Consider the following 26,993-nt stretch of genomic DNA (forward strand, 5'->3'; position numbering starts at 1 on the left):
GACGGGACCTCACGTGGCGGTGTCGTCGGGCGTATCCGGCCGGGAAGGCTCCCCGGACCGGGGCAGGCCGCCCGTCGCTCCAGTTGTGGTGTCCTGCTGGGCGGGTCCCCCCGGGGCGGACCCCTTGAGGTCCCGCCCGGCCCGCTCGCTCTCGATGAGCTCGTTCAGCCAGCGCACTTCGCGCTCCACGGACTCCATCCCGTGGCGCTGGAGCTCGAGGGTGTAGTCGTCGAGGCGCTCGCGGGTGCGCGCCAGCGAGGCGCGCATCTTCTCCAGGCGCTCCTCCAGCCGGCTGCGGCGGCCCTCGAGCACGCGCATGCGTACGTCGCGCGACGTCTGCCCGAAGAAGGCGAACCGCGCGGCGAAGTGCTCGTCGTCGTACGTGTCGGGACCCGTCTGGGAGAGCAGCTCCTCGAAGTGCTCCTTGCCCTCCGCCGTCAGCCGGTAGACGATCTTGGCCCGGCGGCCGGCCAGGGGGGTGGCGAGGGCGTCCTCGGAGGTGTTCCCCGGTTCCTCGGTCAACCAGCCGTTCGCGACCAGCGTCTTGAGGCAGGGATAGAGCGTCCCGTAGCTGAACGCGCGGAACACTCCCAGCGACGTGTTGAGCCGTTTGCGCAGCTCATAGCCGTGCATCGGGGACTCGCGGAGCAGGCCGAGTACGGCGAACTCGAGGATCCCGGAACGCCGGCCCATCGTCGCCTCCTCTCTGCCGCGCCCCGGACGGCGGGTGCCGTCCTGGGTGCCGTGACGGTCCTTATGTCGCGCTGATGTATCGACTCGATACATCACGACGATAGAACGACGCTTCGTGTGCGACAAGGGGGGAGAGGGTGAACGGGATCACATCACCGTTTCGTTGGAGGCAAGTTGCCTGATTTGGGGTGAACTTCGGAGCCCGGGGGGTTTTGGCGGTGCGTAGTCTGTGCGCCATGCACACCACCGGGAACCGAGTGACGCTCGGGGACGTCATCGTCCCCGGTGCAGTACGGGTGAATGCGCGATCGACCGCATCCGTACTTCGGGGGGACCGGAAACCAGCCGCCGTTTCCAGGCGCGCAAGGGTGCGCCTGCCCGAGGAGTAGTCGTTCGATGAGCGAGCACCGTCGCAAACCGCCGCAGCCGCAGGGAGGCGGACGTGCCGCGGCCCGACGCGGCCAGTCCGGCCCGTCCTCCGGCCGCCGGGCGGCACCGCGAGGCGCCACCGGGTCTCCCGCCGACTCCTATGGGTCCGGTGCCCAGGGGCCGGGCGGGTATGGCACGGGGGGTGCGGAGCGTCCCTACGGCAGCCGTGCCGAGGCCCGGCGCGCTGCCCAGAGAGGGGGAGGGCGCCGCAGAGGCGCCGACCCAGGCCGGCCGGGCGGGCCGAACGGGCCCGGGCGCGGCAGAGGGCGCGCGGCGCCCGAGGCCAGGAAGCGGTTCATCGACTACCCGCGCGCCGGCAAGTACGGCTGGCGCCGCTGGATGCCGTCCTGGAAGCTCGTCACCGGCCTGTTCATCGGCTTCCTCGGCAGCCTGGTGGCCGTCGCCGGCATCGGCTACGCCATGGTCTCCGTGCCGAACGTCGCGGACACCGCCAAGGCCGAGAACAACGTCTACTACTGGTCCGACGGCAGCGAGATGGTGCGGACCGGCGGTGAGGTCAACCGCCAGATCGTCAACCTCTCGGACATCCCGAAGGCGATGCAGTACGCCGTCGTCTCCCAGGAGAACAAGACCTTCTACACCGACAGCGGCATCGACCCCAAGGGCATCGCGCGCGCGGTGTTCAACATGGCCACGGGCGGCCAGACGCAGGGTGGCTCCACCATCACCCAGCAGTACGTGAAGAACGCCCGGCTGGACGACCAGTCCCAGACGCTGTCCCGCAAGTTCAAGGAGATCTTCATCTCCATCAAGGTGGGCGCCACGTTCAAGAAGGACGAGATCATGGAGGGCTACCTCAACTCGGCCTACTACGGCAGGGGTGCCTACGGCATCCAGGCGGCGTCGCGCGCGTACTTCAACAAGGACTCCAAGGACCTGAACGCGGGCGAGTGCGCCTTCCTCGCGGCGATGCTCAAGGGCGCCACCTACTACGACCCGGCCGGCGCCGTGTCGATCGACCCGGCGGCCACCCCGGAGGCCAACAAGCGACGGGCCCTCGGCCAGATGCAGGACACGCTGAACAAGATGGTCGAGTACGGCCACCTGAGCGCCGCCGAGCGGGCGAAGTACCCCGGACTCCCCCGTGTGCAGAGCCCCCGGGCCAACACCCGGCTCAGCGGCCAGATCGGCTACCTCGTCGACCTCGCCAAGGGCTACGTGGTCCACAACACCAAGATCACCGCGGACCAGCTCCAGCTGGGCGGCTACCGGATCCACACGACCTTCGACAAGAAGAAGGTCGAGGAGCTCAAGACCGCCGTCCAGAGGGTCCAGAAGGCCAACATCAAGCCGAAGCTGCGCCCGAAGACCGACAAGTTCGTCCAGTTCGGCGGCGCCTCGGTGGACCCGGCCTCGGGCGCCATCAAGGCGATCTACGGCGGCGAGGACTGGACCAAGCACTTCACCAACAACGCCGACGCCACCGGTGCGCAGGTCGGCTCCACGTTCAAGCCGTTCGTGCTCGCGGCGGCCATGCGCGACGGTGTCCGCAACCCGGACGGCGACGAGACGCAGGCCCAGGACGAGCGCACCCAGGTCTCGCCCAAGAGCCGCTTCAGCGGCAAGAACAAGCTCAAGATCAAGGAGTACAACGGCGACATCTGGAGGAACGAGAAGGGCGAGGAGTGGCTGCAGACCAACGACGGCGGTGAGTCGTACGGCACCCCGCCCAACTACATGATCGACCTGCGCGAGGCGATGCGGGAGTCGGTGAACTCCGCCTTCGTCCAGCTCGGCATGGATGTGGGCCTGGACAAGGTGAAGCAGGCGGCGCTGGACGCGGGCCTGCTCAAGAGCAGCCTGACCGGAACCACCTACCCGTCCTTCTCCATCGGCATCTCCGACCCCAGCGCCATTCGCATGGCGGGCGCGTACGCGACCTTCGCGGCCAGCGGCAAGCAGAACGACCCGTTCTCCGTCACGAAGATCGAGGACAAGGACGGTCTGGTCTACGAGCACAAGAGCGCGGCCAAGCAGGCCTTCACCGCCAACGTCGCCGACAACGTCACCGACGTGCTGAAGACGGTGGTCGAGAAGGGCACGGGTACCAACGCCCGGCTGCCCGGCCGTGACGTGGCCGGCAAGACCGGTACGACGGACGGCAACAAGTCCGCCTGGTTCGTCGGCTACACCCCGCAGCTGTCCACCGCGATCAGCATGTTCCGGATGGACGACAACGCGGAGAACAAGTCGCGCACGTTCCTGGAGATGTACGGCACGGGTGGGCAGGAGAAGATCCACGGCGCCTCGTTCCCCTCGGAGATCTGGCACGACTACATGCTCCAGGCGCTCAAGGGCGAGCCGGCGGAGTCCTTCCCGGCTCCCGGGCCCATCGGCGAGATCGTCAACGCCGCTCCGAGCCCGACGCCCAGCCCCTCGGTCAGCCAGAGCCAGGAGCCGAGCCCGACCCCGTCCCCCACGCCGAGCCGGACGCGGATCACCCCGACGCCCTCGCCGACCCAGTCGTCGAACTGCGGCTTCTTCGGCTGCTCCGACAACGGGGGCCAGAACGGCAACGGTGGCGCCGACGGGGGCATCACGCCGACACCGTCGCCGACCGACTCCGGAGTCAACGGCGGCAACGGCGGTCCCGGAGGCAATGGCGGTCCCCGGGGCAATGGCAACGGAGGCATCTTCGGAGGGACCGGCACCTGACGGCTTCGCCGCCCGGCGAGCCTGTTTCACGTGAAACGTGGGCCGTCGCACCGATCGGGTGCGGCGGCCCACGGCGCTTTCCCGGCCGCGTACGGCAGGATGTCCGCATGCCCAGTGCTGAATCGACGCCAGCGAGCGTGCACGAGCCCGAGCCGGTGCGGCCGACCAGGGAGGACGAGGTCGCCGCGGCCGGCAGTGAGCTGATCGGCGGCCCCATCGGCCGGCGTGCTCTGCTCGGGACGTCCTGGTGGACTCCCCTGCGGGTCGTCGCGCTGGTGGCGATCGGCATGTTCGCGCTCGGCCTGGTCCAGAAGGCGCCCTGCTATCACAGCGCCTGGTTCTTCGGCGCCAGCTCGCAGTACACCAAGGCCTGCTACTCGGACATCCCGCACCTCTACCAGGGGCGTGGCTTCGCCGACGGCCTGGTGCCCTACTTCGACAAGCTGCCCGGCGACATGCCCTACCTCGAATACCCGGTGCTGACCGGGGTGTTCATGGAGGTCGCCGCCTGGCTCACGCCGGGCACCGGCACCATCCAGCACCAGGAGCAGTGGTACTGGATGGTCAACGCCGGACTGCTGATGGTGTGCGCGGCCGTCATCGCCGTCTGCGTGGCCCGTACGCACGCGCGGCGGCCCTGGGACGGCCTGCTGGTCGCTCTGGCGCCCGCGTTCGCGCTGACCGCCACCATCAACTGGGACCTGCTGGCGGTCGCTCTGACGGCCGCGGCGATGCTGATGTGGTCCCGGGGCCGGTCCCTCGCCTTCGGCGTTCTCCTGGGGCTCGCCACGGCCGCCAAGCTGTATCCCGTTTTCCTCCTCGGCCCCCTGTTCCTGCTGTGCTGGCGTGCGGGCAGGTGGCGGGACTTCGGCAGGGCGCTGGCGGGCGCGGTCGTCGCCTGGCTGGCGGTCAATCTGCCGGTGATGGCCTTCGCCACGGACGGCTGGTGGCAGTTCTACAAGTTCAGCCACGACCGCGGCGTCGACTTCGGTTCCTTCTGGCTGATCTGGGCCCAGAACACCAGCAGCCCGCCCAGCACCGACTTCGTCAACACCACCGCCACGGTGCTGGTGGTACTGAGCTTCCTGGGGATCGCGGCGCTGACCCTGACCGCCCCGCGCCGGCCGCGCTTCGCGCAACTGGCCTTCCTGGTGGTGGCGGCGTTCATCCTCACCAACAAGGTGTACTCCCCGCAGTACGTCCTGTGGCTGGTCCCGCTGGCCGCGCTGGCCCGCCCCAAATGGCGCGACTTCCTGATCTGGCAGGCGTGCGAGGTGGCGTACTTCCTCGGCATCTGGATGTACCTCGCCTACACGACCAGCGGCGACGCCCACAAGGGCCTGCCCACCGACGGCTACCACTGGGCCATCGCCGTGCACCTGGTGGGCACGGCCTACCTGTGCGCCGTCGTCGTGCGCGACATCCTCCTGCCGGACCGGGACGTGGTGCGCCGCGCCGGGGACGACGATCCCTCGGGCGGTGTCCTCGACGGCGCCCCGGACGTCTTCGTCCTCGGCACGGCGGCCCATCCGCCGCGCCACGCCGCCCAGTTCGAAGCGCCCCCGGTGGAGTGGGGCAGCCGGGGCGCGATCCCTCCGGGCGACGGTTCGCTCTGAGCGAACACGGCCTCCGCGTGCGGGTGTGCGAAGGGCCGTACACGGTGCCTGCCGTGTACGGCCCTTCGCGTCGCGGCGATGCGCCGGCGAGCGGCGCGCCCCCTGGCGGTCCCCGCCCCCTAGCGGTTCACGACCCCCCGGCGGTCCACCGGCTAGCGGTCCACGAGCCGGTCGTACTGCGTGGTGGTGTGCCGCAGATGGGCCACCAGTTCGTCGCCGACCTTCGGCTCCGGCGCGTCCGAGGGCACGAAGAGGATCGAGACCTGCATGTGCGGCGGCTCGGCGAACCAGCGCTGCTTGCCGCCCCAGACGAACGGCGACAGATTCCGGTTCACCGTGGCCAGACCGGCCCGCGCCACGCCCTTGGCACGCGGCATCACACCGTGCAGCGCCTTGGGCGCCTCCAGGCCGACCCCGTGCGAGGTCCCGCCCGCCACGACCACCAGGAAGCCGTCCGAGGCCGCCTTCTGCTGCCGGTAGCCGAACCGGTCGCCCTTGGCGACGCGCGTGACGTCCAGGACCGCGCCCCGGTACTCCGTGGCCTCGTGGTCGCCCAGCCACAGCCGGGTGCCGATCCGGGCGCGGAAGCGGGTCTGCGGGAACTGCTGCTGCAGCCGCGCCAGTTCGTCCGCCTTGAGGTGGCTGACGAACATCGTGTGCAGCGGCAGCCGGGCCGCGCGCAGCCGGTCCATCCAGCCGATGACCTCCTCGACGGCGTCCGAGCCGTCGGTGCGGTCCAGCGGCAGGTGGATGGCGAAGCCCTCCAGCCGGACGTTCTCGATCGCGGCGTGCAGCTGCGGCAGGTCCTGTTCGCTGATGCCGTGCCGCTTCATCGAGGACATCACCTCGATGACCACGCGGGCGCCCACGAGGCCGTAGACCCCGTCGACCGACGACACCGAGCGGATCACCCGGTCCGGCAGCGGAACCGGTTCCTCGCCGCGCCGGTAGGGCGTGAGCACCAGCAGGTCGCCGCCGAAGAAGTCCTTGATGCGCGCGGCCTCGTAGGTGGTGCCGACGGCGAGGATGTCCGCGCCCAGCCGGGTCGCCTCCTCCGCCAGTCGCTCGTGGCCGAACCCGTAGCCGTTGCCCTTGCAGACCGGGACCAGGCCCGGGAACTGCTCCTGCACGTGCTTGTGGTGCGCCCGCCAGCGCGCGGTGTCGACGTAGAGCGTGAGCGCCATGGCCGGACCCGGAACCTTTCTCGTGGCTGGGGTGTGGGTGGGAAGGACGCTGCCGGACGTGCCGCAGCGCCAGGAGCGGGAAGCCGGGGTCAGCGCCGCGACATGTAGATGTCGAGCGCCTTGTGGAGCAGCTTGTTCAGCGGGAAGTCCCACTCGCCGAGGTACTCGGCGGCCTGCCCGCCGGTACCGACCTTGAACTGGATCAGACCGAAGAGGTGGTCGGTCTCGTCCAGCGAGTCGGAGATGCCGCGCAGGTCGTAGACGGTGGCGCCGAGCGCGTAGGCGTCGCGCAGCATCCGCCACTGCATGGCGTTGGAGGGGCGCACCTCGCGGCCGATGTTGTCGGAGGCGCCGTAGGAGTACCAGACGTGCCCGCCGACGATCAGCATCGTCGCCGCGGCCAGGTTCACGCCGTTGTGCCGGGCGAAGTACAGCCGCATGCGGTTGGGGTCCTCGGTGTTGAGAGCCGTCCACATGCGCTGGAAGTACGACAGCGGGCGCGGCCGGAAGTGGTCGCGCACGGCCGTGATCTCGTACAGCCGCTGCCATTCGGCCAGGTCCTGGTAGCCGCCCTGGACCACCTCGACGCCCGCCTTCTCGGCCTTCTTGATGTTGCGCCGCCACAGCTGGTTGAAGTTCTTGTGCACCTCTTCCAGGGAGCGGTTCGCCAGCGGCACCTGGAAGACGTAACGGGGCTGGACGTCGCCGAAGCCGGCGCCGCCGTCCTCGCCCTGCTGCCAGCCCATGCGGCGCAGCTTGTCGGCGACCTCGAAGGCGCGCGGTTCGATGAAGTCGGCCTCCAGGTCGCGCAGACGCTTCACGTCCGGGTCCTGGATGCCCTTCTTGATGGTGTCGGAGTCCCAGCGCCGGATGACGACCGGCGGGCCCATCTTCACCGAGAACGCGCCCTGCTGCTTCAGGTGGGCCAGCATCGGCTGGATCCAGTCGTCGAGGTTCGGCGCGAACCAGTTGATGACCGGACCCTCGGGCAGGTAGGCGAGGTAGCGCTTGATCTTGGGGAGCTGGCGGTAGAGGACCAGGCCGGCGCCGACCATCTCGCCCGTGCGGTCGTCGAACCAGCCCAGGTTCTCCGAGCGCCACTCCGCCTTGACGTCCGCCCACGCCGGAACCTGCATGTGACTCGCCGCGGGCAGGCTCTGGATGTAGGCCAGATGCTGCTCTCGACTGATGGTCCTCAGGGTCAGGCTCATTCGGGGCGCTCCTCGGGCTGGCGTGTCCCCATGGGTACAGGGGCTCCGGCTCTCGCGCCAGAGCCTACTGCGCTCGGGAGCGCGCGGCCCGGCCACGGGCGCCCTTCGCGTGCTCGGCGCCCGGGCCCGTGGGAGCGTGCGTGACCCCGGCCGCCGCGGGCCGGGGTCCGTGCTCAGCCGCCGACGAATCCGTTGAAGATGCCGAACAGCCCACCGTGGGCCATGCCGAAGAAGAGGCCGATCGCCGAGGCACCCAGCCCGAGGACCAGACCGAAGCGCTCACGTGTCGTCGCGGAGATGAACTGTCCGTATCCGCCGGTCAGGACGCCCAGCAGGCCCGTCCAGGCGGTCAGGTAGTGGAGCCCGGAGACGGGGGCGGTGGCGATGGAGATCAGGCCGAGCACCGCGGTCACGGCCAGCAGCGCGTTCTGAAGGGGATGCGGCTTGCCGTCCGTGGCCAGCAGGCCGTTGCTGGGCTTGGTCGGCCGCATGATCTGTGCCATGGGGTCCTCCTGTCGAAGGCGATGTCGCTTCGCCCTGCACAACCCGATGTGTACAGATTGTCTGCCCTGGGGACCGAATTTCAACCGGACGGTGGTGGGCGGGTACTCTGTGTCTTCTGTACCGATGCCCTGCCATGCGCGGGCCCGGCCGGTCCGGCCGAACCGACCCCAGTGTCAGTGGGGCCTGCTTTACTCACGGACATCGGTACCAGCGCATCACAACCCTCCTGCCACGGAACGACCGTGGCCGCTGAGTCCGAAGGAGGTGGGTTCCACATGCGTCACTACGAGGTGATGGTCATCCTCGACCCCGATCTCGAGGAGCGCTCTGTCTCCCCGCTGATCGAGAACTTCCTTTCCGTCGTCCGTGACGGTGGCGGAAAGGTCGAGAAGGTCGACACCTGGGGCCGTCGTCGTCTCGCGTACGAGATCAAGAAGAAGCCCGAGGGCATCTACTCGGTCATCGACCTGCAGGCCGAGCCTGCGGTCGTCAAGGAGCTCGACCGCCAGATGAACCTGAACGAGTCGGTCCTCCGGACCAAGGTCCTCCGCCCCGAGACCCACTGAGCCCCCGGCTCAGCTGATCCCGGGATCCGAGCAGCACCAAGCAGCCAGCAGCACACCCGTCGAGAGGTTCCCCCATGGCAGGCGAGACCGTCATCACGGTCATCGGCAATCTTGTCGACGACCCCGAGCTGCGCTTCACCCCCTCCGGTGCGGCGGTCGCGAAGTTCCGTGTCGCGTCCACCCCCCGCACCTTCGACCGCCAGACGAACGAGTGGAAGGACGGCGAGAGCCTCTTCCTGACCTGCTCGGTCTGGCGCCAGGCGGCGGAGAACGTCGCCGAGTCGCTCCAGCGAGGCATGCGCGTCATCGTGCAGGGCCGGCTGAAGCAGCGGTCCTACGAGGACCGCGAGGGCGTCAAGCGCACGGTCTACGAACTGGACGTCGAGGAAGTCGGCGCCAGTCTGCGCAACGCCACGGCGAAGGTCACCAAGACCTCCGGCCGCGGTGGCCAGGGCCAGGGCCAGGGCGGTTACGGCGGCGGTGGCGGCCAGGCCGGCGGCGGCTGGGGCGGCGGCCCCGGCGGCGGTCAGCAGGGCGGTGCTCCGGCCGACGACCCGTGGGCGACCGGCGCTCCCGCCGGTGGCAACCAGGGCGGCGGCGGCTGGGGCGGCGGCTCCGGCGGCGGTGGCGGCTACTCGGACGAGCCCCCCTTCTAGGTCCTCGGACCGGGGGCGGGCCGTACCCACACTTCTTGATCACACAGGAGAAACACCATGGCGAAGCCGCCTGTGCGCAAGCCTAAGAAGAAGGTCTGCGCGTTCTGCAAGGACAAGGTCACGTACGTGGACTACAAGGACACGAACATGCTGCGGAAGTTCATTTCCGACCGCGGCAAGATCCGTGCCCGCCGCGTGACCGGCAACTGCACGCAGCACCAGCGTGACGTCGCCACGGCTGTCAAGAACAGCCGTGAGATGGCGCTGCTGCCCTACACCTCCACCGCGCGCTAAGGGAAGGGTGACCGACTGATGAAGATCATCCTTACCCACGAGGTCTCCGGCCTCGGTGCCGCGGGCGACGTCGTCGACGTCAAGGACGGTTACGCTCGCAACTACCTGATCCCGCGGAAGTTCGCGATCCGCTGGACCAAGGGTGGCGAGAAGGACGTCGAGCAGATCCGTCGTGCTCGCAAGATCCACGAGATCCAGACCATCGAGCAGGCCAACCAGATCAAGGCCCAGCTCGAGGGTGTGAAGGTCCGTCTGGCCGTCCGCTCCGGCGACTCCGGCCGTCTCTTCGGTTCCGTCACCCCGGCCGACATCGCCTCGGCGATCAAGGCTTCCGGTGGCCCCGAGGTCGACAAGCGCCGCATCGAGCTGTCCGCTCCGATCAAGACCCTGGGCGCCCACGAGACGTCCGTGCGTCTGCACCCCGAGGTTGCCGCCAAGGTCGCCGTCGAGGTCGTCGCGGGCTGATCGCACGCTCGGCCGAACAGCTGGGAGAAGGGCCGCACCCCCTTGGGTGCGGCCCTTCTCCATGGCCTGCCTCTCCAGGCTTCTCCAGGCCTCTCCATGGCCTGCCTCTCCAGGCTTCTCCAGGCCTCTCCACGGCCGGGTGCGGCAGGGGATCGCCGCCCTGGGGCGGGGTGGGACGTTTCACGTGAAACGGCGCTCAGCGGGTCGCGCCGGTCACCACCCAGCGGCCCGAACGGGCCCGCAGCCACAGCGTCAGCATCCGCACGGTCATCATGAGGGTCATCGCCGCCCACAGGGCGGTGAGCCCGCCGCCGAGCGCGGGGACCGCGAGCGCGGCCGGGGTGAACACCGCCAGAGTGAGCAGCATCGCCCAGGCCAGATAGGGGCCGTCGCCCGCGCCCATGAGCACCCCGTCCAGCACGAAGACCACCCCGCAGACCGGCTGGGAGAGCGCCACCATCAGCAGCGCCGGCAGTGCGGCGTCCTTCACCGTGGAGTCGGCGGTGAACAGCGGCAGGAAGACCGGACGGGCCACGATCACCAGCAGAGCGAGGACCACACCGACGGCGACGCCCCACTGCACCATGCGGCGGCACGCCTCCCGGGCGCCGGCCGCGTCTCCCGCCCCCAGGAAGCGCCCGATGATGGCCTGCCCGGCGATGGCGATGGCGTCGAGCGCGAAGGCGAGCAGGCTCCACAGGGACAGGATGATCTGGTGGGCGGCGATGTCCGCGTCACCGAGGCGGGCCGCGACCGCGGTGGCGATCAGCAGGATCGCCCGCAGGCAGAGCGTGCGCACGAGCAGGGGAGCCCCGGCCTGGGCGGACGCCCGGATGCCGGCGGTGTCCGGGCGCAGGGAGGCGCCGTACCGGCGGGCGCCGCGGACGACGACGGCGAGGTAGACGGCGGCCATGGCGCACTGCGCGATGACGGTGCCCCAGGCCGACCCGGCGATGCCGAGCCCGGCGCCGTACACCAGGCCCGCGTTGAGAGCCGCGTTGGCGACGAAGCCGGCCACCGCGACATACAGGGGGGTCCTGGTGTTCTGCAGTCCGCGCAGGACTCCCGTGGCCGCCAGCACGACAAGCATCGCGGGGATGCCGAGAGCCGAGATACGCAGATACGTGGTCGCGTACGGAGCGGCCGTGGGGGAGGCGCCGAACAGGCTCACGAGGGCCGGAGCGGTGGGCAGGACCATGACGATGACGAGGGCGCCCAGCAGCAGGGCCAGCCAGATGCCGTCCATGCCCTGGCGGATGGCGGACGCGAGGTCGTCCGCGCCCACCCGCCGGGCGACGGCGGCCGTGGTGGCGTAGGCGAGGAAGACGAAGACGCTGACCGCGGTCGTCAGCAGGGCCGACGCGACCCCGAGTCCGGCGAGCTGAGCCGTGCCGAGATGGCCGACGATCGCGCTGTCGGCCATCACGAACAGCGGTTCGGCGACGAGCGCGCCGAAGGCCGGGACGGCGAGCGCGACGATCTCCCGGTCGTGCCGGCGCCGGGCCGGTGCGGGGCGTGCGGGGGCCTGTGTCATGCGCACCAATGTAATCGTCCACAGGTAAGAGATGCAAAGCGTGTGTGGTCCTTACTCATGGCCGGGTGGCGCGCACATGTGCGCACCGTTCGAAGCGATCTTGATCCCAGTGCGAAGTTTTTTCTTCTGCACAGCCGGTGGACGGCAAAAGGCCAGGTCAGTGGAGGGGTGTGGGGAGGGGTCAAGGGCTTGTTCACAGCCCTGTCCACCGGCTCGTGCACAGGTTTCGAGGAGTTCTCCACAGCATCCGGCCCGTCGTCCACATGGCCTGTGGATAACCAGATTGGCTGACGCCCCCGAGGGGCCTACCGTGGTCCGGCGCCCGCTCCGTCCACCGGCCTGCCGAAGCGTCACAAAACCGGCGAGCCACAAGCGGAGATGGGCCTCTCATATGTCAGTGCCGTGCCGTAGAACTGAGGGGCACGGCGAGGTCCGCTCGGCGGACGGGAGGAGGTCGCCCGGTGAGCATTTCCGAGCCCCTGGACGACCCCTGGGCCGACAGCGGGCCCAGTGATCGACTGCCCGCCTCCCGTCGGCGCCCCGACGGCGGCCGTACCCGCGACGAGCAGCACGACCGCGGACCGGAGAGCGCGTGGGACGGCGGCGGCCCGTCGTTCGAACGGGTCCCCCCGCAGGACCTCGACGCGGAGCAGTCCGTCCTCGGCGGCATGCTCCTGTCCAAGGACGCCATCGCCGACGTCGTCGAGATCCTCAAGGGCCACGACTTCTACAAGCCGGCGCACGAGACGATCTACCAGGCGATCCTCGACGTCTACGCCAAGGGCGAGCCCGCCGATCCGATCACCATCGCCGCCGAGCTCACCAAGCGCGGCGAGATCAACAAGGTGGGCGGTGCCTCGTACCTGCACTCGCTGGTGCAGACCGTGCCCACGGCGGCCAACGCCGCGTACTACGCGGACATCGTCCACGAGCGGGCCGTCCTGCGCCGCCTGGTCGAGGCCGGCACCCGCATCACACAGATGGGGTACGCGGCCGACGACGACGTCGACGAGATCGTCAACCGCGCCCAGGCCGAGATCTACGCCGTCACCGAGCAGCGCACCAGTGAGGACTACCTGCCGCTGGGCGACATCATGGAGGGCGCTCTCGACGAGATCGAGGCGATCGGCTCCCGCAGCGGGGAGATGACGGGGGTTCCCACCGGGTTCACCGACTTCGACTCGCTGACCAACGGCCTGCACCCCGGGCAGATGATCGTCATCGCCGCCCGCCCCGCGATGGGCAAGTCGACGCTCGCCCTGGACTTCGCCCGGGCGGCGTCGATCAAGCACAACCTGCCCAGCGTCATCTTCTCGCTGGAGATGGGGCGCAACGAGATCGCGATGCGCCTGCTGTCCGCCGAGGCCCGCGTCGCCCTGCACCACATGCGCTCGGGCACCATGACCGACGAGGACTGGACGCGGCTGGCCCGGCGGATGCCGGACGTCTCCGCCGCCCCGCTCTACATCGACGACTCCCCCAACCTGTCGATGATGGAGATCCGCGCCAAGTGCCGCCGGCTCAAACAGCGCAACGACCTCAAGCTGGTGGTCATCGACTATCTCCAGCTGATGCAGTCCGGTGGTGCCAAGCGCGCCGAGAGCCGGCAGCAGGAGGTCTCGGACATGTCCCGCAACCTCAAGCTGCTGGCCAAGGAGCTGGAGATCCCGGTGATCGCGCTGTCCCAGCTCAACCGCGGACCCGAGCAGCGCACGGACAAGAAGCCCATGGTCTCGGACCTGCGTGAGTCCGGCTCCATCGAGCAGGACGCCGACATGGTCATCCTGCTGCACCGCGAGGACGCCTACGAGAAGGAGTCGCCGCGCGCCGGCGAGGCCGACCTGATCGTCGCCAAGCACCGGAACGGCCCGACCGCGACCATCACGGTCGCCTTCCAGGGCCACTACTCGCGCTTCGTGGACATGGCCCAGACCTGAGCGGCACAGCACTCGACGCGGACGGGCGCAGCGGCTGGACTTGGGGCATGACGACTTCTCAGGACGAACTGCTTCCCGGTACGCGCCGCGCGCTGGCGCACCGGATCGCCGTGGCGCAGAGCGAGGGCCGGGCCCCGTCACTGGTCGCGGCGGTCGTACGCGACGGCCGGACGGTCTGGCACGGGGCGCGCACCTCGGCGGACGGCCACGGGCCCGACGAGAACAGGCCGGACCGGAACACGCAGTACCGGATCGGCTCGATCACCAAGACCTTCACCGCCGTGCTCGTGCTGCGACTGCGCGACGAGGGTGTGCTCGACCTGGCGGACCCGCTGGAGAAGCATCTGCCGGGCACCGGGGCGGGGGAGGCCACTGTCGCCGCGCTGCTGTCCCACACGGGCGGTCTCGCCGCCGAGTCGCCCGCGCCCTGGTGGGAGAGGACACCGGGCACGCTGCGCCCGGAACTCGGCGACGTACTGGGCGAGGAGCCGCGGCGGCATCCGGCCGGCCGTCGCTTCCACTACTCCAATCCCGGTTACACCCTGCTGGGGGCGCTGGTGGAGGAGGTGCGCGGTGCTCCGTGGGCGGACGTCCTTCGGCGCGAAGTGCTCGAACCTCTGGAGCTGAACCGGACGAGTGTTCGTCCCAGCCCGCCGTACGCGGACGGCTGGGCGGTGCACCCCTGGGCGGACGTGATGCTCCCCGAGCCCGCCCAGGATCTCGGCCGGATGGCTCCGGCCGGTCAGCTCTGGTCGACGACGGGGGACCTGGCCCGGTTCGCGGTCTTCCTGGCCAGGGGCGACGACCGGGTGCTGAGCGCCCGCTCGCTGCGGGAGATGCGCACCCCGGCCGCCCCGCCCGAGGCCGCGGACGTGGCCTCGGGGTACGCGTACGGCCTGGGACTGGAGGTGCGGCGGTGGGGGGAGCGCCTCGTGGTGGGCCACACCGGATCGCTGCCGGGCTTCCTCGCCTCCCTCAGCATCGGCCTGGAGGACGACGTGGCCGCCGTCGTGCTCGCCAACTGCACCTCGGGCCCGCAGCCGGCCACGGTGGGCGCCGACCTCGTCCGTATCGTCGCCGAGGCCGAGCCGCGCATGCCCGGGCCGTGGCGGCCGATGCGGGAGGCGGACCCGGCGGTGCTCGAGCTGGCGGGCCCTTGGTACTGGGGGACCCAGGGCTTCGGCCTCCGGCTGACGGCCGACGGGCTGCTCGCGCTGGAGCCGCTGACCGGCGGCGGCCGGCGTTCGCGGTTCCGGGCCAACGGTGACGGCACCTGGACGGGCCTCGAGGGCTACTACGCCGGGGAGGTGCTGAGCGCCGTGCGCCGGGCCGACGGAAGCGTGGACCACCTGGATCTCGGATCGTTCGTGTTCACCCGCCGGCCCTACGACGAGGACGCGTCCGTCCCCGGCGGCGTGGACCCGGAGGGGTGGCGCGGCATCGGATAGCCGCCATCGGATAGCCGCCATCGGACAGTCGGGATCGGACCGCCGGGATCGGACAGCCGGTTTCGGATGGACGCCGTCGGACAGGCTCGCGGGCCGGCTCTCAGAGGGGGAGCTTGAATCCCAGGTGGGACGCCTCGAAGCCCAGCCGTTCGTAGAAGCGGTGGGCGTCGGTGCGCGTCCTGTCCGACGTCAGCTGGACCAGCCGGCACCCCTCGCGGCGCGAGGTGTCGACCGCCCACCGGATGAGCTCCGTGCCCAGGCCGCCACCGCGCTCGCCGGGGTGCACGCGGACCGCCTCGATGACCGAGCGGGTCGCGCCGCGCCGGGACAGCCCGGGAATGACGGACAGCTGGAGCGTGCCGACGACGCGCCCGTCGCGCTCGGCGACGACGAGGTGCTGGTGCGGATCGCGGTGCAGCCGCTCCCATGCGATCAGGTACGGCTCGAGGTCGTCCGGCGACTCGCGGCCCGCCCCCAGCGGGTCGTCCGCGAGCATGTCCACGATGGCGGGGACGTCGTCGGCGGTGGCGGCACGTATCTCGAGATCTCCCATGAGCGGCACCCTACGCGTGCCCGTCCCTGGGTCCGGCGGGCCGGGCCGCTGGATGCCGCGGGCCGCAGGGTGCCGCCCGGCTGTGCACACCGGGCGGGGGATCAGGCCGATGCCGGCGTGTGCAGCGACTCCACGGCCTTGACCAGCGGTGCCAGCTCCGGATTCTTCGCCGCCTCGTCCAGGGCCCTGCGCAGGGCGGCGTCGTTGGTCGGCCGGGCCTCCTCCAGCAGCTTCAGACCCGCGGCGGTGACGTTGGTGTAGATGCCGCGGCGGTCGGTGGGGCACAGATACCGCTCCAGCAGGCCCCGGTCCTCCAGCCGCGTGACCAGCCGCGTGGTGGCGCTCTGGCTGAGCACCACGGCGTCGGCGACCTGCTTCATCTGCAGATGGCCCCCTTCGCCCTCGTGCTGCCGGCTCAGCACGTCGAGCAGGGAGTACTCGCGCACGCTCAGGCCGTGCCCGGCCTGCAGGGCGCGCTCGATGTGTGCCTCGATCCGTCCGTGCAGCAGGGCCAGGGCGGACCAGCCCTGGGCCAGGGCGGTGAGCGCGGGGTCCGTCGCTGTCATGGGCGTTCTCCTCCGTCCCGAGCGGCTGTCTCCAGGATAGGGCAGTGCCGCAATAGACCTCGTTTGCATGTAGCCCGCGTATGCAACTATTGTGAACGCACGCAAAGCGCACCTGCAATCAATTGGGAAGGTCTGTCCCCATGCCTCTCGCGCTTCTGGCCCTCGCGATCGGGGCCTTCGGGATCGGAACGACCGAATTCGTGATCATGGGCTTGCTGCCCGAGGTCGCGACCGACTTCGGCGTCTCCATCCCCACCGCCGGCCTCCTGGTGACCGGCTACGCGCTCGGCGTCATGTTCGGCGCCCCGCTGATGACCGTGCTCGGTACCAAGGTCTCGCGCAAGCGGATGCTGATGCTGCTGATGGGGCTGTTCGTCGCGGGCAACCTGCTCTCCGCGCTCGCTCCCGCCTTCGCGGTCATGCTGATCGGCCGCGTGGTCGCCTCACTCGCCCACGGCGCGTTCTTCGGCATCGGCTCGGTCGTCGCCGCGGATCTGGTCGCCCCGCACAAGAAGGCCGGGGCCATCGCGATGATGTTCACCGGTCTGACCATCGCCAACGTGGTGGGCGTGCCGCTCGGCACCCTGGTGGGACAGCACGCCGGCTGGCGTGTCACCTTCGCCGCGGTCGCCGCCCTCGGGGTCGTGGGACTGGCCGGCATCGCCCGGCTGGTACCGGAGATCCCCCGGCCGCAGGGCGTACGGCTGCGTCATGAGCTGGCCGCCTTCAAGAACGTCCAGGTACTGCTCGCCATGGCGATGACGGTCCTTGGCTTCGGCGGTGTCTTCGCCGCCATCACCTACATCGCGCCCATGATGACCCGGGTCACCGGCTTCGCGGACGGCTCGGTCACCTGGCTGCTGGTCCTGTTCGGCCTCGGCATGGTGGGCGGCAACCTCCTCGGCGGCCGGTTCGCCGACCGCGCGCTGATGCCCATGCTGTACGTCTCCCTGGGCGCCCTCGCCGTCGTCCTCGCCCTCTTCACCCTCACCGCGCACGACAAGGTCGCCGCGGCCGTCACCGTCGTGCTGATCGGCGCGCTGGGGTTCGCCACCGTCCCGCCGCTTCAGAAGCGCGTCCTCGACCAGGCGCACGGCGCCCCGACGCTGGCCTCGGCCGTCAACATCGGCGCCTTCAACCTGGGCAACGCGCTCTCCGCCTGGCTGGGCGGCCTGGTCATCGCGGCCGGACTCGGCTACACCGCGCCGAACTGGGTCGGCGCCGCCCTCGCCGCGGCCGCCCTGGTCCTCGCCGTGCTCTCCTCCGCCCTGGAACGCCGCACCGGCGACTCCGGCACGGCCGTCACCGGCGTCACCGCGGGCGGACCCCGCACCGCTTCCGCCGAGCCCCGCAGCGCCGTCCACCACTGACCCGGGGCCGTACGGCGCGAGGCCAGGGCCGTCCCCGCGCCGTTCCCTGTCCCACCGTCGTCACGCGTCCCGCCCGGCCGTCCCCCGCCGTACCCGTGCGGGCCACGCCGGTGCCGCCCTGCCGCGGCAGCCACTCACGCACGACCACAAGGAGAACTCCCCGATGAGCACGACCACCGCAGTCGCCCCGCTGACCACCCAGGACGCCGAGACCCTCGCCCACGCCGCCCGCCGGGCGGCGGAGGCCGCCGGGGTCACCGTCAGCGTCACCGTGCTGGATGCGGGCGGCCATCCGCTCCTCTTCCGGCGGGACGACCGTGCCGTCCTGATCTCCGGAGAGACCAGCACCCGCAAGGCCTACACGGCGCTCCAGCTGGACACGCCCACGGCCGACCTCGTCGACGCGGTGCAGCCCGGAGGCCTCTTCCACACCCTGCCCACCGCGCTGGACCGGCCGCTGCTGTTCATCGCGGGCGGTGTGCCCGTGCGGCGCGACGGCAGGCTGATCGGAGCGATCGGGGTGGGTGGCGGCGCCCCGGAGCAGGACCACTCCTTCGCCCTGGCCGCCGTCGAAGCGCTGGCCTGACCCGATTCCGGCAGACCCGGACGCCGGTCCCCGACCTCACGGGGACCGGCGGTGAGGCCGGGGTGGAACGGCGCCGGCTCGCGTCCCGGCCCGGGCCGGAACGGCACTGTCCCGGGCCGCCCCGCCGGGTCAGGCCGCGGCCACGGTCAGCGGGGCGAACCTCCGCGACCAGTCCCCGGGCAGGTCTCCGATGCCGTACGTCATGACGGCGTTGAAGGCGACGGACGCCAGCCCGCGCTCCTTCATCCAGGCCAGCAGGTCCTCGTGGCGTACATCGATGTCGGTGCGCAGCGGACGGTCGGTGTGCGCGGCGAGCGAGGCGACGAGAGCCTTGGCCGTCTCGACGTCCCGGGCGATCAGCGGGCCCACCACGTGGGTCTCCATGTTGGGCCAGGCGGCCGCGTACCCGGTGATCCGGCCGTCCTCCTCGGCCACCCGCAACCGGTCGGCGAAGGCGGGCAGCCGGGTGAGCAGGAGGGTGCGGTCGGCGCCGAACACCTCCTCGTCCAGCCGGAGGACGGCGGGCAGGTCCTCCGCGGTGGCCGCGCGCGTGGCGACAGGGGAGGGCCACCCGTCCGGTGTGAAGCGCCCGCACACCATTTCCGCCCGGCCGGTGACCTTGAAGCCGAGTTCCTCGTACAGCGGACGGCCGTACGGTGTCGCGTGCAGCGTCAAGGGCGTGGTGCCCATCGTGGAGACCACATGCCGCATCAGCCGGCGGCCGACACCCTGGCGTGCGTGACGCGACGCGACCAGCACCATGCCGATGGCGCCCAGATCCGGCCGTCCCTGCGGCCCGAACTCCGTGACGACGCACGCGGCGACGAGTCCGCCGTCGGGGTCGTCGATGCCGTACCCCTTCCCCGCCGTGAGGAGGAGGCCCCACTTGTGCTCCTCGCGCTGCCACCCCCGGTCCTCGGACAAGTCGGCGCACGCGGTGAGGTCACGGAGCGTCAGACGGTGAATGGGGAGAGCGGTGGGAGAAAAAGTCGGCACGCAGGTCAGGCTGTCCGACCGGCACCCGCCCCGTCCACCCGTTTCCACGGGAACATACGCGGTTTTGGCCATGTCCCCGCTCTCCCGGACGGCGAACGTCCTGATGCCGGGTGTTTCACGTGAAACACCGGGAGCGGCCCTACCCTCAGGACCCGGGGGACGCCCATGCCCTGGTGAGGCAGGTGTGAAGCGTTGTCGGCCTCAGCCCAGATCCGGGGCGTGCATGGCGCGTACCCCTTCGATGTTCCCGTCCAGGTAGTGCCTGAGCGAGAGCGGAACGAGGTGTACGGAGGCGATGCCGACACGGGTGAAGGGAACCCGGACGATCTCGTACTCTCCAGCCGGCTCGTCCACCTCCGGCCCGTGCCGCAGGGCCGGGTCCATGGACTCCAGACGGCAGACGAAGAAGTGCTGCACTTTGACACCGGTCGCGCCGCCGTCCTCGCCGATGTGCTCCACGGTGTCCACGAAGCAGGGCACCACATCGGTGATCTTGGCGCCGAGTTCCTCGTACACCTCGCGGTGCAGGGCGTCGACGACGGTGGTGTCCTCCGGCTCGACCCCGCCACCGGGCGTGACCCAGTAGGGATCGACACCGGGCTTGGTGCGCTTGATCAGGATCAGGTCGTCGCCGTCGAGCAGAACGGCGCGGGCGGTGCGCTTGACCACGGGTCGGACGGTCATGGGAGAAATGTGGCCCGGCTGGTTCCACGTGAAACATCGCGTATCGTCACCGGACGAGCCCGCCGGGTGAGCGGAGCCGGGAAGTGCGGCGGACGGGAGACCGACCCGTGCCGGGGCTCGCGCCCGGGCGGCTCCTCCGGTGCTGGTCAGCACCAGTCTGCGGCCGAGCGCAGCAGCCACTCGTGGGCCCGCGCGATGTGCGGCATCGCCAGTGTGCCGGTGCGCACCACCAGGACATAGGTGCGCAGCGGCGGCACCGCCGGATCGTGCAGCGCCACGACGTCACCACGCTCCAGCGCCACGGCGCACAGATAGCGGGGCAGCACCGCGAGCCCCGCGCCCGCCGCCGTGCAGGCGAGGACGGCGCGCAGATCCGGCACGACCACGGTGCCCGGCGCGGTCGGCCGGCGGTCGAAGACCGACGCCCAGTAGCGGGCGACGAAGGGAAGCGACTCATGGACCTCGACGACCGGGATGCCGTCCAGGGCGGCCAGGTCCTCCCGGTGCAGCGGTGCGGCGCCGATCTTCTGTGCCCAGCGCGGGGCGGCGACCAGGATGTGCTCCTCGTCGCACAGCGCGGTCGCCGTGAGCAGGGCGCCTCGGGGCCGGGCCGTCGTGATGGCCAGATCGTGGTGTCCGGCGGACAGTCCCTCCAGCACCTCCTCCGCGGTGCCGAACGAGGCGCGCAGGGCGAAGCCCTGGCCGGCGTCGTCGGCCAGCTTGGTCAGGGCGGGCAGCGCGCGTTCCGCGGTGAACTCGGGCGGTCCGGCCAGGTGCAGCGTGCGTAAGGACGAGTCCTCGTCGAGGCCGGACTCGGTGATCTCCACCAGGGCGTCCAGATGCGGCGCGGCCTTGTGGGCGAGCTCGTCCCCGATCGTCGTGGGCGTCACCCCGCGGGCCTGGCGCAGGAACAGGGGGCGGCCCAGCTGCCGTTCCAGGGTGCGGATCTGCGAGGTGACGGCCGGCTGGGAGAGCCCGAGCAACGCTGCCGCCCGGGTGAAGGAGCCAGCCCGGTGCACCGTCACGAACGTACGCAGCAACGCCAGATCCACGGCCCGCCCTCTCCCCTGTCGGCGTTCCTTCGCCGGGCCCGGGTTCCCCGGCTGGGTTCTCCAGCCCGCTCCTCCCGGACTCCGGTTCCTCGGCCCCCCGGCCGCGCCCAACTATAAATATGTCGATAGGTCTCTGTCGCTACTGTGATTGGACACTGACAGAGAGTCAACTAGCCTTGGTCGCGCGGTTCTTCGCGCGCGGAACCGAGGGCGGTCCGAGCCACGAGGGGGGAGGCTCGGACCGCCCGTCAGGCACGGACGGACCCGAACCCGGCCTCCGCCCGCCGTCACCGGGCCGACGCGTCCAGCGCTCGCAGCACGTCCGCCACCAGGTCCTCGGGGTCCTCGGCGCCCACCGACATGCGGATGAAGCCCTCCGGCACGGCGTCACCGCCCCAGCGTCCGCGCCGCTCGGCCGTGGAACGCACCCCGCCGAAGCTGGTCGCGTCGTCCACGAGCCGCAGCTCCTGGAGGAAACGCTCGGCGCGCGCACGGGTGGGCAGCGTGAAGGACACCACGCAGCCGTAGCGCCGCATCTGCTGCGAGGCGACCTTGTGCGACGGGTCACCGGGCAGTCCCGGATAGCGCAGTCCGCTCACCTCGGGGCGGTCGCTCAGCGCCTCGGCGAGGGCCAGGGCGGAGGCGTTCTGCCGTTCGACGCGCAGCTGCAGCGTGGCGATGGAACGGTGCGCGAGCCATGCCTCCATCGGCCCCGGGATCGCCCCCACGATCTTGCGCCACCGCCGTACGGCCGCCATCGCCTCGCCGGTGCGCCCGGCGACGTAACCGAGCAGGACGTCCCCGTGCCCGGTGAGCTGCTTGGTGCCGCTGGCCACCGAGAAGTCCGCGCCGAGCGCCAGCGGGCGCTGGCCGAGCGGCGTCGCGAGGGTGTTGTCGACGGCGACCAGCGCGCCGCGCGCGTGCGCCGCCTCGACCAGCCGCCGGATGTCGCACACGTCGAGTCCGGGGTTCGACGGGGACTCGATCCACAGCAGCCGCGCACCCTCCAGCACGTCGAGCTGGGCGTCCCCGCCGGTCGGCGCGGTGCGCACCTCGATGCCGTACGCCCGGAGCTGGTCGCCCACCAGGGGCAGCGCCTGGTAGCCGTCGCTGGGCAGCACCACCGCGTCGCCCGCGCGCAGCTGGGAGAAGAGCACGGAGGAGATGGCGGCCATGCCGGAGGCGAACACCAGCGTGTCCACGTCGCCCTGCCCGGGCGCCTCCAGTTCGCCGACGGCCCGCTCCAGCAGGGTCCAGGTGGGGTTCTCGTCGCGGCCGTAGGTGTAGGGGCCCGTCGGCTCGCCCGGCAGGTGGAAGTGGGCGGCGAACACCGGCCCCGGGAGCGTGGGTTCGTACTTCACCGGCTCGGGCAGTCCCGCCCGCACCGCGCGGGTGCCCTCTCCGGCGCCGGCGGGGGAACCGGAGCCCTCGCGCCCGCCGTCCCGGTCCTGCCCAGCGGATTCGTTCATGCCGTCCGTCCCTTCCCGTGCTCTCGTACCGCGGTGAGCAGGCCGGCGCCCACCGCCTCCACCCTCTCGGGGCACCGCCCGGTGCCCCGAGAGGGCCGCCGGGGCGCTCAGTCCTCGTCGGGCAGCACCACGTGCAGTGCCCAGGACACCACCGAGACGACCAGGCCGCCGACCACCGCGGTCCAGAAGCCCTCGACGTGGAAGCTCAGGTCCAGCTTGCCGCACACCCACGAGGTGAGCAGCAGCATCAGCGCGTTGACCACCAGGGTGATCAGCCCGAGCGTCAGGATGAACAGCGGGAAGGTCAGCACCTTCACGATCGGCTTGACCAGGAAGTTGACCAGGCCGAAGACCAGGGCGACGACTATCAGGGTGCCGGCCTTCTTCGCGGTGCTGTCGCCGGTCAGCGTGATCTTGTCGAGCAGCCAGACGGCGACCGCCAGGGCGCCCGCGTTGGCGATCGTCTTGACTACGAAATTCTTCATGTGTCTGATCGTGGCAGATGGGATCGATCACGAATACGGGCGAGGACGATGAAAGCATTCCGGCTGGACGAACTGGAGGCGGAGCGGGCCGCCAATGACGGCGCCTACCTGCAGTTCCTGCGCGAGCGGAACATGTCGGTCGGTCTGTACGCACTCGACGCGGGCGAGCACGACCCGCAGCAGCCGCACAAGCAGGACGAGGTGTACTTCGTCGTGAGCGGCCGCGCGTCGATCACCGTCGGCGCGGAGACCACCGAGGTGGCGCGCGGCAGCGTGGTCTACGTGCCGGCCGGGGTGGTCCACAAGTTCCACCACATCAGCGAGGACCTGCGGGTGCTGGTGGTGTTCTCTCCGCCGGAAGCGTGAGGCGCCGCCGGGGGTTCCCTAGGGGATCGGTCAGGGGAGGACAAGGGATCCGCGGCCCCCGCCGGGCCCCGGCCCGGCCCTAGCATCGGGTGCAGGACAGGGAAGAGTCCGGCACACGAGGACGCCGGACACGGACAGGACCCGGCACGAAGCGGGCGGAGAGGTAGGGACGAGGGCAATGCGAGAGCTTTTCGCGGGTCTGCCGTGGTGGGTGAAGTGGGTCGCGGTGCCGGTCATCGCCCTGGTCGTGTTCGGCGGTGTGATCGCCAGCGTGGTCGGCTTCGTGATCGGCCTGCTGTTCAAGGTGCTGGTGTTCGTGGCCCTGGTCGGCGGACTGATCTACGTCGTGCGGAAGTTCATGTCGAGTTCCTCCTCGCGCAGCGACTGGTGAGTCCGGCGGGACCGGTGACCGGTAACGCCAATCACCGGTTCCCTCGGGGGAGGGAAGTTTTCCGCACAGGCCGTCTCTGAGCGGTGTCAGACGGATAAAGTCCGGAAATCGACGCGGGGCCTGCCCCGCGGGCGGCACCCCACCCGTGTCCCCGCACGGGCTGCCACCTCGCCTCCGGGAGTGACCCTTGGCCACGGTTGACACCGCACCACCCGCGGAACCGCGCACGCCGGCCGCTCCCCGGCCGTCGTCCCGCTCCACCACGCTGCCCGCCCAGCCGCGCTCGGCGGCCGCCGTCGAGCCCCGGGCCGCGGTGCCGGAGCAGCAGCAGGCCCGCGCGTCCCGGACCTGCGGGACCGGGACCGGGCCCCAGTCGTCCCAGACGCTCATCGGGTCGGTGCAGCGCGCGCTGCGCCTGCTGGAGACCGTGGCCCGGCACCAGCACGGAGCACCCGCCAAGCAACTGGCCCGTGAGACCGGGCTGGCCCTGCCGACCGCCTACCACCTGCTGCGCACCCTGGTCCACGAGGGCTATCTGAACCGCGACCGGGGCCTGTTCTTCCTCGGCGACGCGGCGGAGCGGCTGAGCGGCAGCGCGGCGGCGCAGAAACGTCGCAGCACGATCGCCGACGCCCTCGCACAGTGGCGTGATTCGATCGGTGCACCGGTGTATTACGCGGTCTACCGGGAGGGTGAGATCGACGTCATGTGCGTCTCCGACACCCCCGGCACCCCCGCGGTGGAGGAGTGGGCCGGTTTCCGCGAGACCGGCCACGCCCACGCGATCGGCCAGTGCCTGCTGTCCCAGCTCGACGAGAGCGAACGGCGCGACCACCTCGCCCGCCATCCCGCGCGGTCCCTCACCCCCTACACGGTGCGTGACGAACACACCCTGCTCAGACGTCTGGACCGGTTCCGGCGCGGGGAACCGGTCACCGAGCGCCAGGAGTACGCGCTCGGCACGGTCTGCGCCGCGGTGCCCCTCACGCTGGGCACCGCGGCGGCCACGGTCGCCCTTTCCCTCCCCGCTCATCAGTCCGACCGGCTGCTGCCGGCGGCCCGGTCGCTGCAGGCCGCGGTGGAGCGGCATGCGGGCTCCCTCGCCCTCTCTATCAGTATCTGAAAACTCACTCCTTGTGATCTGTCGTGTACGTTGAGCAAGATGCTCCCATGTCACGGGGATGATTCCCGGCCAGTCGACGGCAGATGACGGGGTAGCGATGGGCGAGTCCGTACAGGCAGAGGTCATGATGAGCTTTCTCGTGTCCGAGGAGCTCTCCTTCCGCATCCCGGTGGAGCTGCGGTACGAGACCTGTGATCCCTATGCCGTGCGGCTGACCTTCCACCTTCCCGGCGACGCGCCCGTGACCTGGGCCTTCGGACGGGAACTGCTGATCGACGGGGTCGGCACCCCGTGCGGTGACGGCGACGTGCGCATCTCACCGGCGGACACCGACTCGCTGAGCGAGGTCCTGATCCGGCTCCAGGTCGGCGGCGACCGGGCTCTGTTCCGCTCCTCCACGGCACCGCTGGTGGCCTTTCTCGACCGTACGGACAAGCTCGTGCCGCTGGGCCAGGAGGGAGCCCTCGCGGACTTCGACGCCCATCTGGACGAGGCCCTCGACCGCATCCTCGCGGAGGAGCAGAGCGCGGGCTGAGAGCGGGAACGCCGATGTGCGGCAGGGGCGCGCAACAGTGGCGTAACGCTTCCTCACGCGCCACCCGGCACGCCACCACACCACCACCAGGCCACCGCGCCCCCCGCCCCTGTCAGCGCCTGCGGCGCCGCCCCCTGCCCCCGCGCGCCGGGGCCGGCACGGGCGCGGCGGACACGGCGGCCGGCCGACCCGGCCGAGGCCGGTCCGCGCAGACCACCAGAGCCGCGAGCGCCGTGGTGACCGGCACCGAGGCGACCAGGCCGATCGACCCCACCAGGGTCCGCACGATCTCCTCCGCGACGAGCTCGCTGTTGGCCACGGTGCCCACACCGCTGTGCGCCACCGAGAACAGCAGCAGCAACGGCAGGGCAGCGCCGGCGTAGGCCAGGACGAGGGTGTTGACGACGGAGGCGATGTGGTCCCGTCCGATGCGCAGGCCCGCGCGGTACAGTCCGCGCCGGCCCATCGCCGGATTGGCCTGGTGGAGTTCCCAGACCGCCGACGTCTGGGTCACCGTCACATCGTCCAGGACGCCGAGCGACCCGATGATGACCCCGGCGAGCAGCAGACCGCTCATGTCGATCCCGGGATACAGACCGTGGATCAGCCCGGTGTCGTCGTCGGTGTTGCCGGTGAGCGCGGTCCAGCCGATGAACAGCGAGCCCAGGATGCCGATCAGCACCAGCGAGACCAGGGTGCCGAGCACCGCCACCGAGGTGCGGGCGGACAGGCCGTGGCACATGTACAGGGCGAGCAGCATGATGGCGCTCGCCCCCACCACGGCCACGACCAGGGGGTTCGAGCCCTGCAGAATCGCGGGCAGCACGAACAGGTCCAGCACCAGGAAGCTGATCGCCAGCGCGGCCAGCGCCATCACCCCCCGCATCCGCCCGACGACCACGACGGCCAGCGCGAAGACACCGGCCAGCAGCCCCACCGGGAGGCGCCGGTCGACGTCGACGACCGAGTACTGCAACTCCCGTGGCGCGGAGGGCTCGTAGGCGACCACGACCTTCTCGCCCCGGTGCAGCTGCCGTGACTGGTCCGGCCGCACGATCTCGGTGAAGGTGCGGCCCTCGTCCTTCCCGGAGTCGACCCGGACGGTGGCCCTCTTGCAGGTGGCGGGCCGCAGCGCCCCCACGGCCGGGTCCGGCACGGCGGGTGCGCCCGCCGCCGCGTCCCCGCCGCCGGTGGTGCCTCCGGCGGAGTTCACGGACGCGCAGCTCACCTCGGCCAGTTCCGCGACCGTGGCCCGCTGCGTCTGCCGGTCGAAACCCACGCCCGTACGCTCGTGCGAGGGAGTGCCGCCGGGCCACAGGACGACGAGTCCGGCCAGCACCGCCGCGGCGAACGGGATCAGGACCGCCGCGATGACTTTGCGCAGGTGCCGGGAGACAGGAGCGGCCGGGCCGTGGCCGTGCCCGTGACCGTGGCCGTGACCGTGGCTGTGGGCGAGGTCGCGCGGAGGCGGTCCGTACCCGTCTCCGCGCCCCTTGCCCTGCCCCTGGCCCTGCCTGCCACCGCCCCGCGGACCGTCTCCGCCGCCGTCGTCGCGGTGCGGATCGGAGGGCGGAGGGGGGAACTGCTGCGTGGTGGTCACCGGT

The 26,993-nt window shown here is 71.0% G+C and carries 27 protein-coding genes; 14 read left to right on the forward strand and 13 right to left on the reverse strand.

Annotated elements, in window-relative coordinates:
- Positions 1 to 9: 9 nt before the first annotated feature.
- The gene (locus ACI2LW_RS11750; protein WP_404731026.1) at positions 10 to 693 is read right to left on the reverse strand and encodes a helix-turn-helix transcriptional regulator; all 684 of its coding nucleotides are present in this window, start codon (positions 691 to 693) and stop codon (positions 10 to 12) included.
- 396 nt (positions 694 to 1,089) lie between these two features.
- On the opposite strand from ACI2LW_RS11750, the gene ACI2LW_RS11755 reads away from it, so the two are divergent.
- Together ACI2LW_RS11755 and ACI2LW_RS11760 are read left to right on the forward strand one after the other, a co-directional pair.
- The gene (locus tag ACI2LW_RS11755) at positions 1,090 to 3,798 is read left to right on the forward strand and encodes a transglycosylase domain-containing protein (protein WP_404731027.1); all 2,709 of its coding nucleotides are present in this window, start codon (positions 1,090 to 1,092) and stop codon (positions 3,796 to 3,798) included.
- A 107-nt stretch (positions 3,799 to 3,905) separates the two neighbouring features.
- Positions 3,906 to 5,414 (forward strand): glycosyltransferase family 87 protein, encoded by a 1,509-nt coding sequence (locus ACI2LW_RS11760; RefSeq protein ID WP_404731028.1) that lies wholly within the window; start codon positions 3,906 to 3,908, stop codon positions 5,412 to 5,414.
- Positions 5,415 to 5,566: 152 nt separating this feature from the next.
- On the opposite strand, the gene ACI2LW_RS11765 is transcribed toward ACI2LW_RS11760, so the two are convergent.
- From ACI2LW_RS11765 to ACI2LW_RS11775, 3 genes are all read right to left on the reverse strand, one after another.
- Positions 5,567 to 6,598 (reverse strand): alanine racemase, encoded by a 1,032-nt coding sequence (locus tag ACI2LW_RS11765; RefSeq protein ID WP_404731029.1) that lies wholly within the window; start codon positions 6,596 to 6,598, stop codon positions 5,567 to 5,569.
- A gap of 89 nt (positions 6,599 to 6,687) precedes the next feature.
- Positions 6,688 to 7,809: a peptidoglycan bridge formation glycyltransferase FemX gene (femX, locus tag ACI2LW_RS11770; protein ID WP_404731030.1), complete on the reverse strand. Its 1,122-nt coding sequence runs from the start codon at positions 7,807 to 7,809 to the stop codon at positions 6,688 to 6,690.
- A 173-nt stretch (positions 7,810 to 7,982) separates the two neighbouring features.
- Positions 7,983 to 8,312 carry a hypothetical protein gene (locus tag ACI2LW_RS11775; protein WP_404731031.1) on the reverse strand — a complete coding sequence of 110 codons (330 nt, stop codon included), beginning with the start codon at positions 8,310 to 8,312 and terminating at the stop codon, positions 7,983 to 7,985.
- Between the two features lie 276 nt (positions 8,313 to 8,588).
- Here ACI2LW_RS11775 and rpsF point away from each other — a divergent pair, with 276 nt between their 5' ends.
- The 4 genes from rpsF (at position 8,589) to rplI (ending at position 10,294) form a co-directional block, all read left to right on the forward strand.
- Positions 8,589 to 8,879 (forward strand): 30S ribosomal protein S6, encoded by a 291-nt coding sequence (gene rpsF, locus ACI2LW_RS11780; RefSeq protein WP_009189556.1) that lies wholly within the window; start codon positions 8,589 to 8,591, stop codon positions 8,877 to 8,879.
- A gap of 74 nt (positions 8,880 to 8,953) precedes the next feature.
- Positions 8,954 to 9,535 carry a single-stranded DNA-binding protein gene (locus ACI2LW_RS11785; protein WP_404731032.1) on the forward strand — a complete coding sequence of 194 codons (582 nt, stop codon included), beginning with the start codon at positions 8,954 to 8,956 and terminating at the stop codon, positions 9,533 to 9,535.
- A 57-nt stretch (positions 9,536 to 9,592) separates the two neighbouring features.
- A complete protein-coding gene (gene rpsR, locus ACI2LW_RS11790) occupies positions 9,593 to 9,829 on the forward strand; it encodes a 30S ribosomal protein S18 (RefSeq protein WP_003949403.1) in 237 nt (78 codons plus the stop codon).
- A gap of 18 nt (positions 9,830 to 9,847) precedes the next feature.
- Positions 9,848 to 10,294 carry a 50S ribosomal protein L9 gene (rplI, locus tag ACI2LW_RS11795; RefSeq protein WP_404731033.1) on the forward strand — a complete coding sequence of 149 codons (447 nt, stop codon included), beginning with the start codon at positions 9,848 to 9,850 and terminating at the stop codon, positions 10,292 to 10,294.
- Positions 10,295 to 10,490: 196 nt separating this feature from the next.
- Here the strand turns inward: rplI and ACI2LW_RS11800 are convergent, their stop codons facing one another.
- Complete coding sequence (locus ACI2LW_RS11800; protein WP_404731034.1) at positions 10,491 to 11,828, reverse strand: MATE family efflux transporter; 1,338 nt, start codon at positions 11,826 to 11,828, stop codon at positions 10,491 to 10,493.
- 461 nt (positions 11,829 to 12,289) lie between these two features.
- On the opposite strand from ACI2LW_RS11800, the gene dnaB reads away from it, so the two are divergent.
- On the forward strand, positions 12,290 to 13,765 hold the full coding sequence (gene dnaB / locus ACI2LW_RS11805) for a replicative DNA helicase (RefSeq protein ID WP_404731035.1): 1,476 nt from the start codon (positions 12,290 to 12,292) through the stop codon (positions 13,763 to 13,765).
- A 47-nt stretch (positions 13,766 to 13,812) separates the two neighbouring features.
- Positions 13,813 to 15,213 carry a serine hydrolase domain-containing protein gene (locus tag ACI2LW_RS11810; RefSeq protein WP_404731036.1) on the forward strand — a complete coding sequence of 467 codons (1,401 nt, stop codon included), beginning with the start codon at positions 13,813 to 13,815 and terminating at the stop codon, positions 15,211 to 15,213.
- A 100-nt stretch (positions 15,214 to 15,313) separates the two neighbouring features.
- On the opposite strand, the gene ACI2LW_RS11815 is transcribed toward ACI2LW_RS11810, so the two are convergent.
- Together ACI2LW_RS11815 and ACI2LW_RS11820 are read right to left on the reverse strand one after the other, a co-directional pair.
- On the reverse strand, positions 15,314 to 15,766 hold the full coding sequence (locus tag ACI2LW_RS11815; RefSeq protein ID WP_404731037.1) for a GNAT family N-acetyltransferase: 453 nt from the start codon (positions 15,764 to 15,766) through the stop codon (positions 15,314 to 15,316).
- A 101-nt stretch (positions 15,767 to 15,867) separates the two neighbouring features.
- Positions 15,868 to 16,332 (reverse strand): MarR family winged helix-turn-helix transcriptional regulator, encoded by a 465-nt coding sequence (locus ACI2LW_RS11820; protein ID WP_404731038.1) that lies wholly within the window; start codon positions 16,330 to 16,332, stop codon positions 15,868 to 15,870.
- Positions 16,333 to 16,472: 140 nt separating this feature from the next.
- On the opposite strand from ACI2LW_RS11820, the gene ACI2LW_RS11825 reads away from it, so the two are divergent.
- Positions 16,473 to 17,702 carry an MFS transporter gene (locus tag ACI2LW_RS11825; RefSeq protein ID WP_404731039.1) on the forward strand — a complete coding sequence of 410 codons (1,230 nt, stop codon included), beginning with the start codon at positions 16,473 to 16,475 and terminating at the stop codon, positions 17,700 to 17,702.
- 163 nt (positions 17,703 to 17,865) lie between these two features.
- Positions 17,866 to 18,288 carry a heme-binding protein gene (locus ACI2LW_RS11830; protein ID WP_404731040.1) on the forward strand — a complete coding sequence of 141 codons (423 nt, stop codon included), beginning with the start codon at positions 17,866 to 17,868 and terminating at the stop codon, positions 18,286 to 18,288.
- A gap of 129 nt (positions 18,289 to 18,417) precedes the next feature.
- Here ACI2LW_RS11830 and ACI2LW_RS11835 read toward each other — a convergent pair whose 3' ends face one another.
- The 5 genes from ACI2LW_RS11835 to ACI2LW_RS11855 form a co-directional block, all read right to left on the reverse strand.
- Positions 18,418 to 19,284 carry a GNAT family N-acetyltransferase gene (locus tag ACI2LW_RS11835; protein ID WP_404731041.1) on the reverse strand — a complete coding sequence of 289 codons (867 nt, stop codon included), beginning with the start codon at positions 19,282 to 19,284 and terminating at the stop codon, positions 18,418 to 18,420.
- A 201-nt stretch (positions 19,285 to 19,485) separates the two neighbouring features.
- On the reverse strand, positions 19,486 to 19,968 hold the full coding sequence (locus ACI2LW_RS11840; protein ID WP_404731042.1) for an NUDIX domain-containing protein: 483 nt from the start codon (positions 19,966 to 19,968) through the stop codon (positions 19,486 to 19,488).
- 146 nt (positions 19,969 to 20,114) lie between these two features.
- A complete protein-coding gene (locus ACI2LW_RS11845; protein WP_404731043.1) occupies positions 20,115 to 21,020 on the reverse strand; it encodes a LysR family transcriptional regulator in 906 nt (301 codons plus the stop codon).
- A 287-nt stretch (positions 21,021 to 21,307) separates the two neighbouring features.
- Positions 21,308 to 22,489 (reverse strand): cystathionine gamma-lyase, encoded by a 1,182-nt coding sequence (locus ACI2LW_RS11850; protein WP_404731044.1) that lies wholly within the window; start codon positions 22,487 to 22,489, stop codon positions 21,308 to 21,310.
- 107 nt (positions 22,490 to 22,596) lie between these two features.
- On the reverse strand, positions 22,597 to 22,974 hold the full coding sequence (locus ACI2LW_RS11855; protein ID WP_404731045.1) for a phage holin family protein: 378 nt from the start codon (positions 22,972 to 22,974) through the stop codon (positions 22,597 to 22,599).
- 48 nt (positions 22,975 to 23,022) lie between these two features.
- Here ACI2LW_RS11855 and ACI2LW_RS11860 point away from each other — a divergent pair, with 48 nt between their 5' ends.
- The 4 genes from ACI2LW_RS11860 to ACI2LW_RS11875 all read left to right on the forward strand — a co-directional run bounded on the left by ACI2LW_RS11860 (position 23,023) and on the right by ACI2LW_RS11875 (position 25,389).
- Positions 23,023 to 23,340 (forward strand): cupin domain-containing protein, encoded by a 318-nt coding sequence (locus ACI2LW_RS11860; protein WP_404731046.1) that lies wholly within the window; start codon positions 23,023 to 23,025, stop codon positions 23,338 to 23,340.
- 178 nt (positions 23,341 to 23,518) lie between these two features.
- Positions 23,519 to 23,731, forward strand: a complete 213-nt coding sequence (locus tag ACI2LW_RS11865; RefSeq protein ID WP_404731047.1) for a DUF5326 family protein — start codon at positions 23,519 to 23,521, stop codon at positions 23,729 to 23,731.
- A 187-nt stretch (positions 23,732 to 23,918) separates the two neighbouring features.
- Complete coding sequence (locus ACI2LW_RS11870) at positions 23,919 to 24,854, forward strand: IclR family transcriptional regulator (RefSeq protein WP_404731048.1); 936 nt, start codon at positions 23,919 to 23,921, stop codon at positions 24,852 to 24,854.
- A 97-nt stretch (positions 24,855 to 24,951) separates the two neighbouring features.
- Positions 24,952 to 25,389 carry an SsgA family sporulation/cell division regulator gene (locus tag ACI2LW_RS11875; protein ID WP_404731049.1) on the forward strand — a complete coding sequence of 146 codons (438 nt, stop codon included), beginning with the start codon at positions 24,952 to 24,954 and terminating at the stop codon, positions 25,387 to 25,389.
- Between the two features lie 112 nt (positions 25,390 to 25,501).
- Here ACI2LW_RS11875 and ACI2LW_RS11880 read toward each other — a convergent pair whose 3' ends face one another.
- Positions 25,502 to 26,989, reverse strand: a complete 1,488-nt coding sequence (locus tag ACI2LW_RS11880; protein ID WP_404731050.1) for a YibE/F family protein — start codon at positions 26,987 to 26,989, stop codon at positions 25,502 to 25,504.
- Positions 26,990 to 26,993 lie beyond the last annotated feature (4 nt).

The sequence above is a fragment of the Streptomyces sp. NPDC004065 genome, assembly GCF_044903565.1.
Classification (GTDB): domain Bacteria; phylum Actinomycetota; class Actinomycetes; order Streptomycetales; family Streptomycetaceae; genus Streptomyces.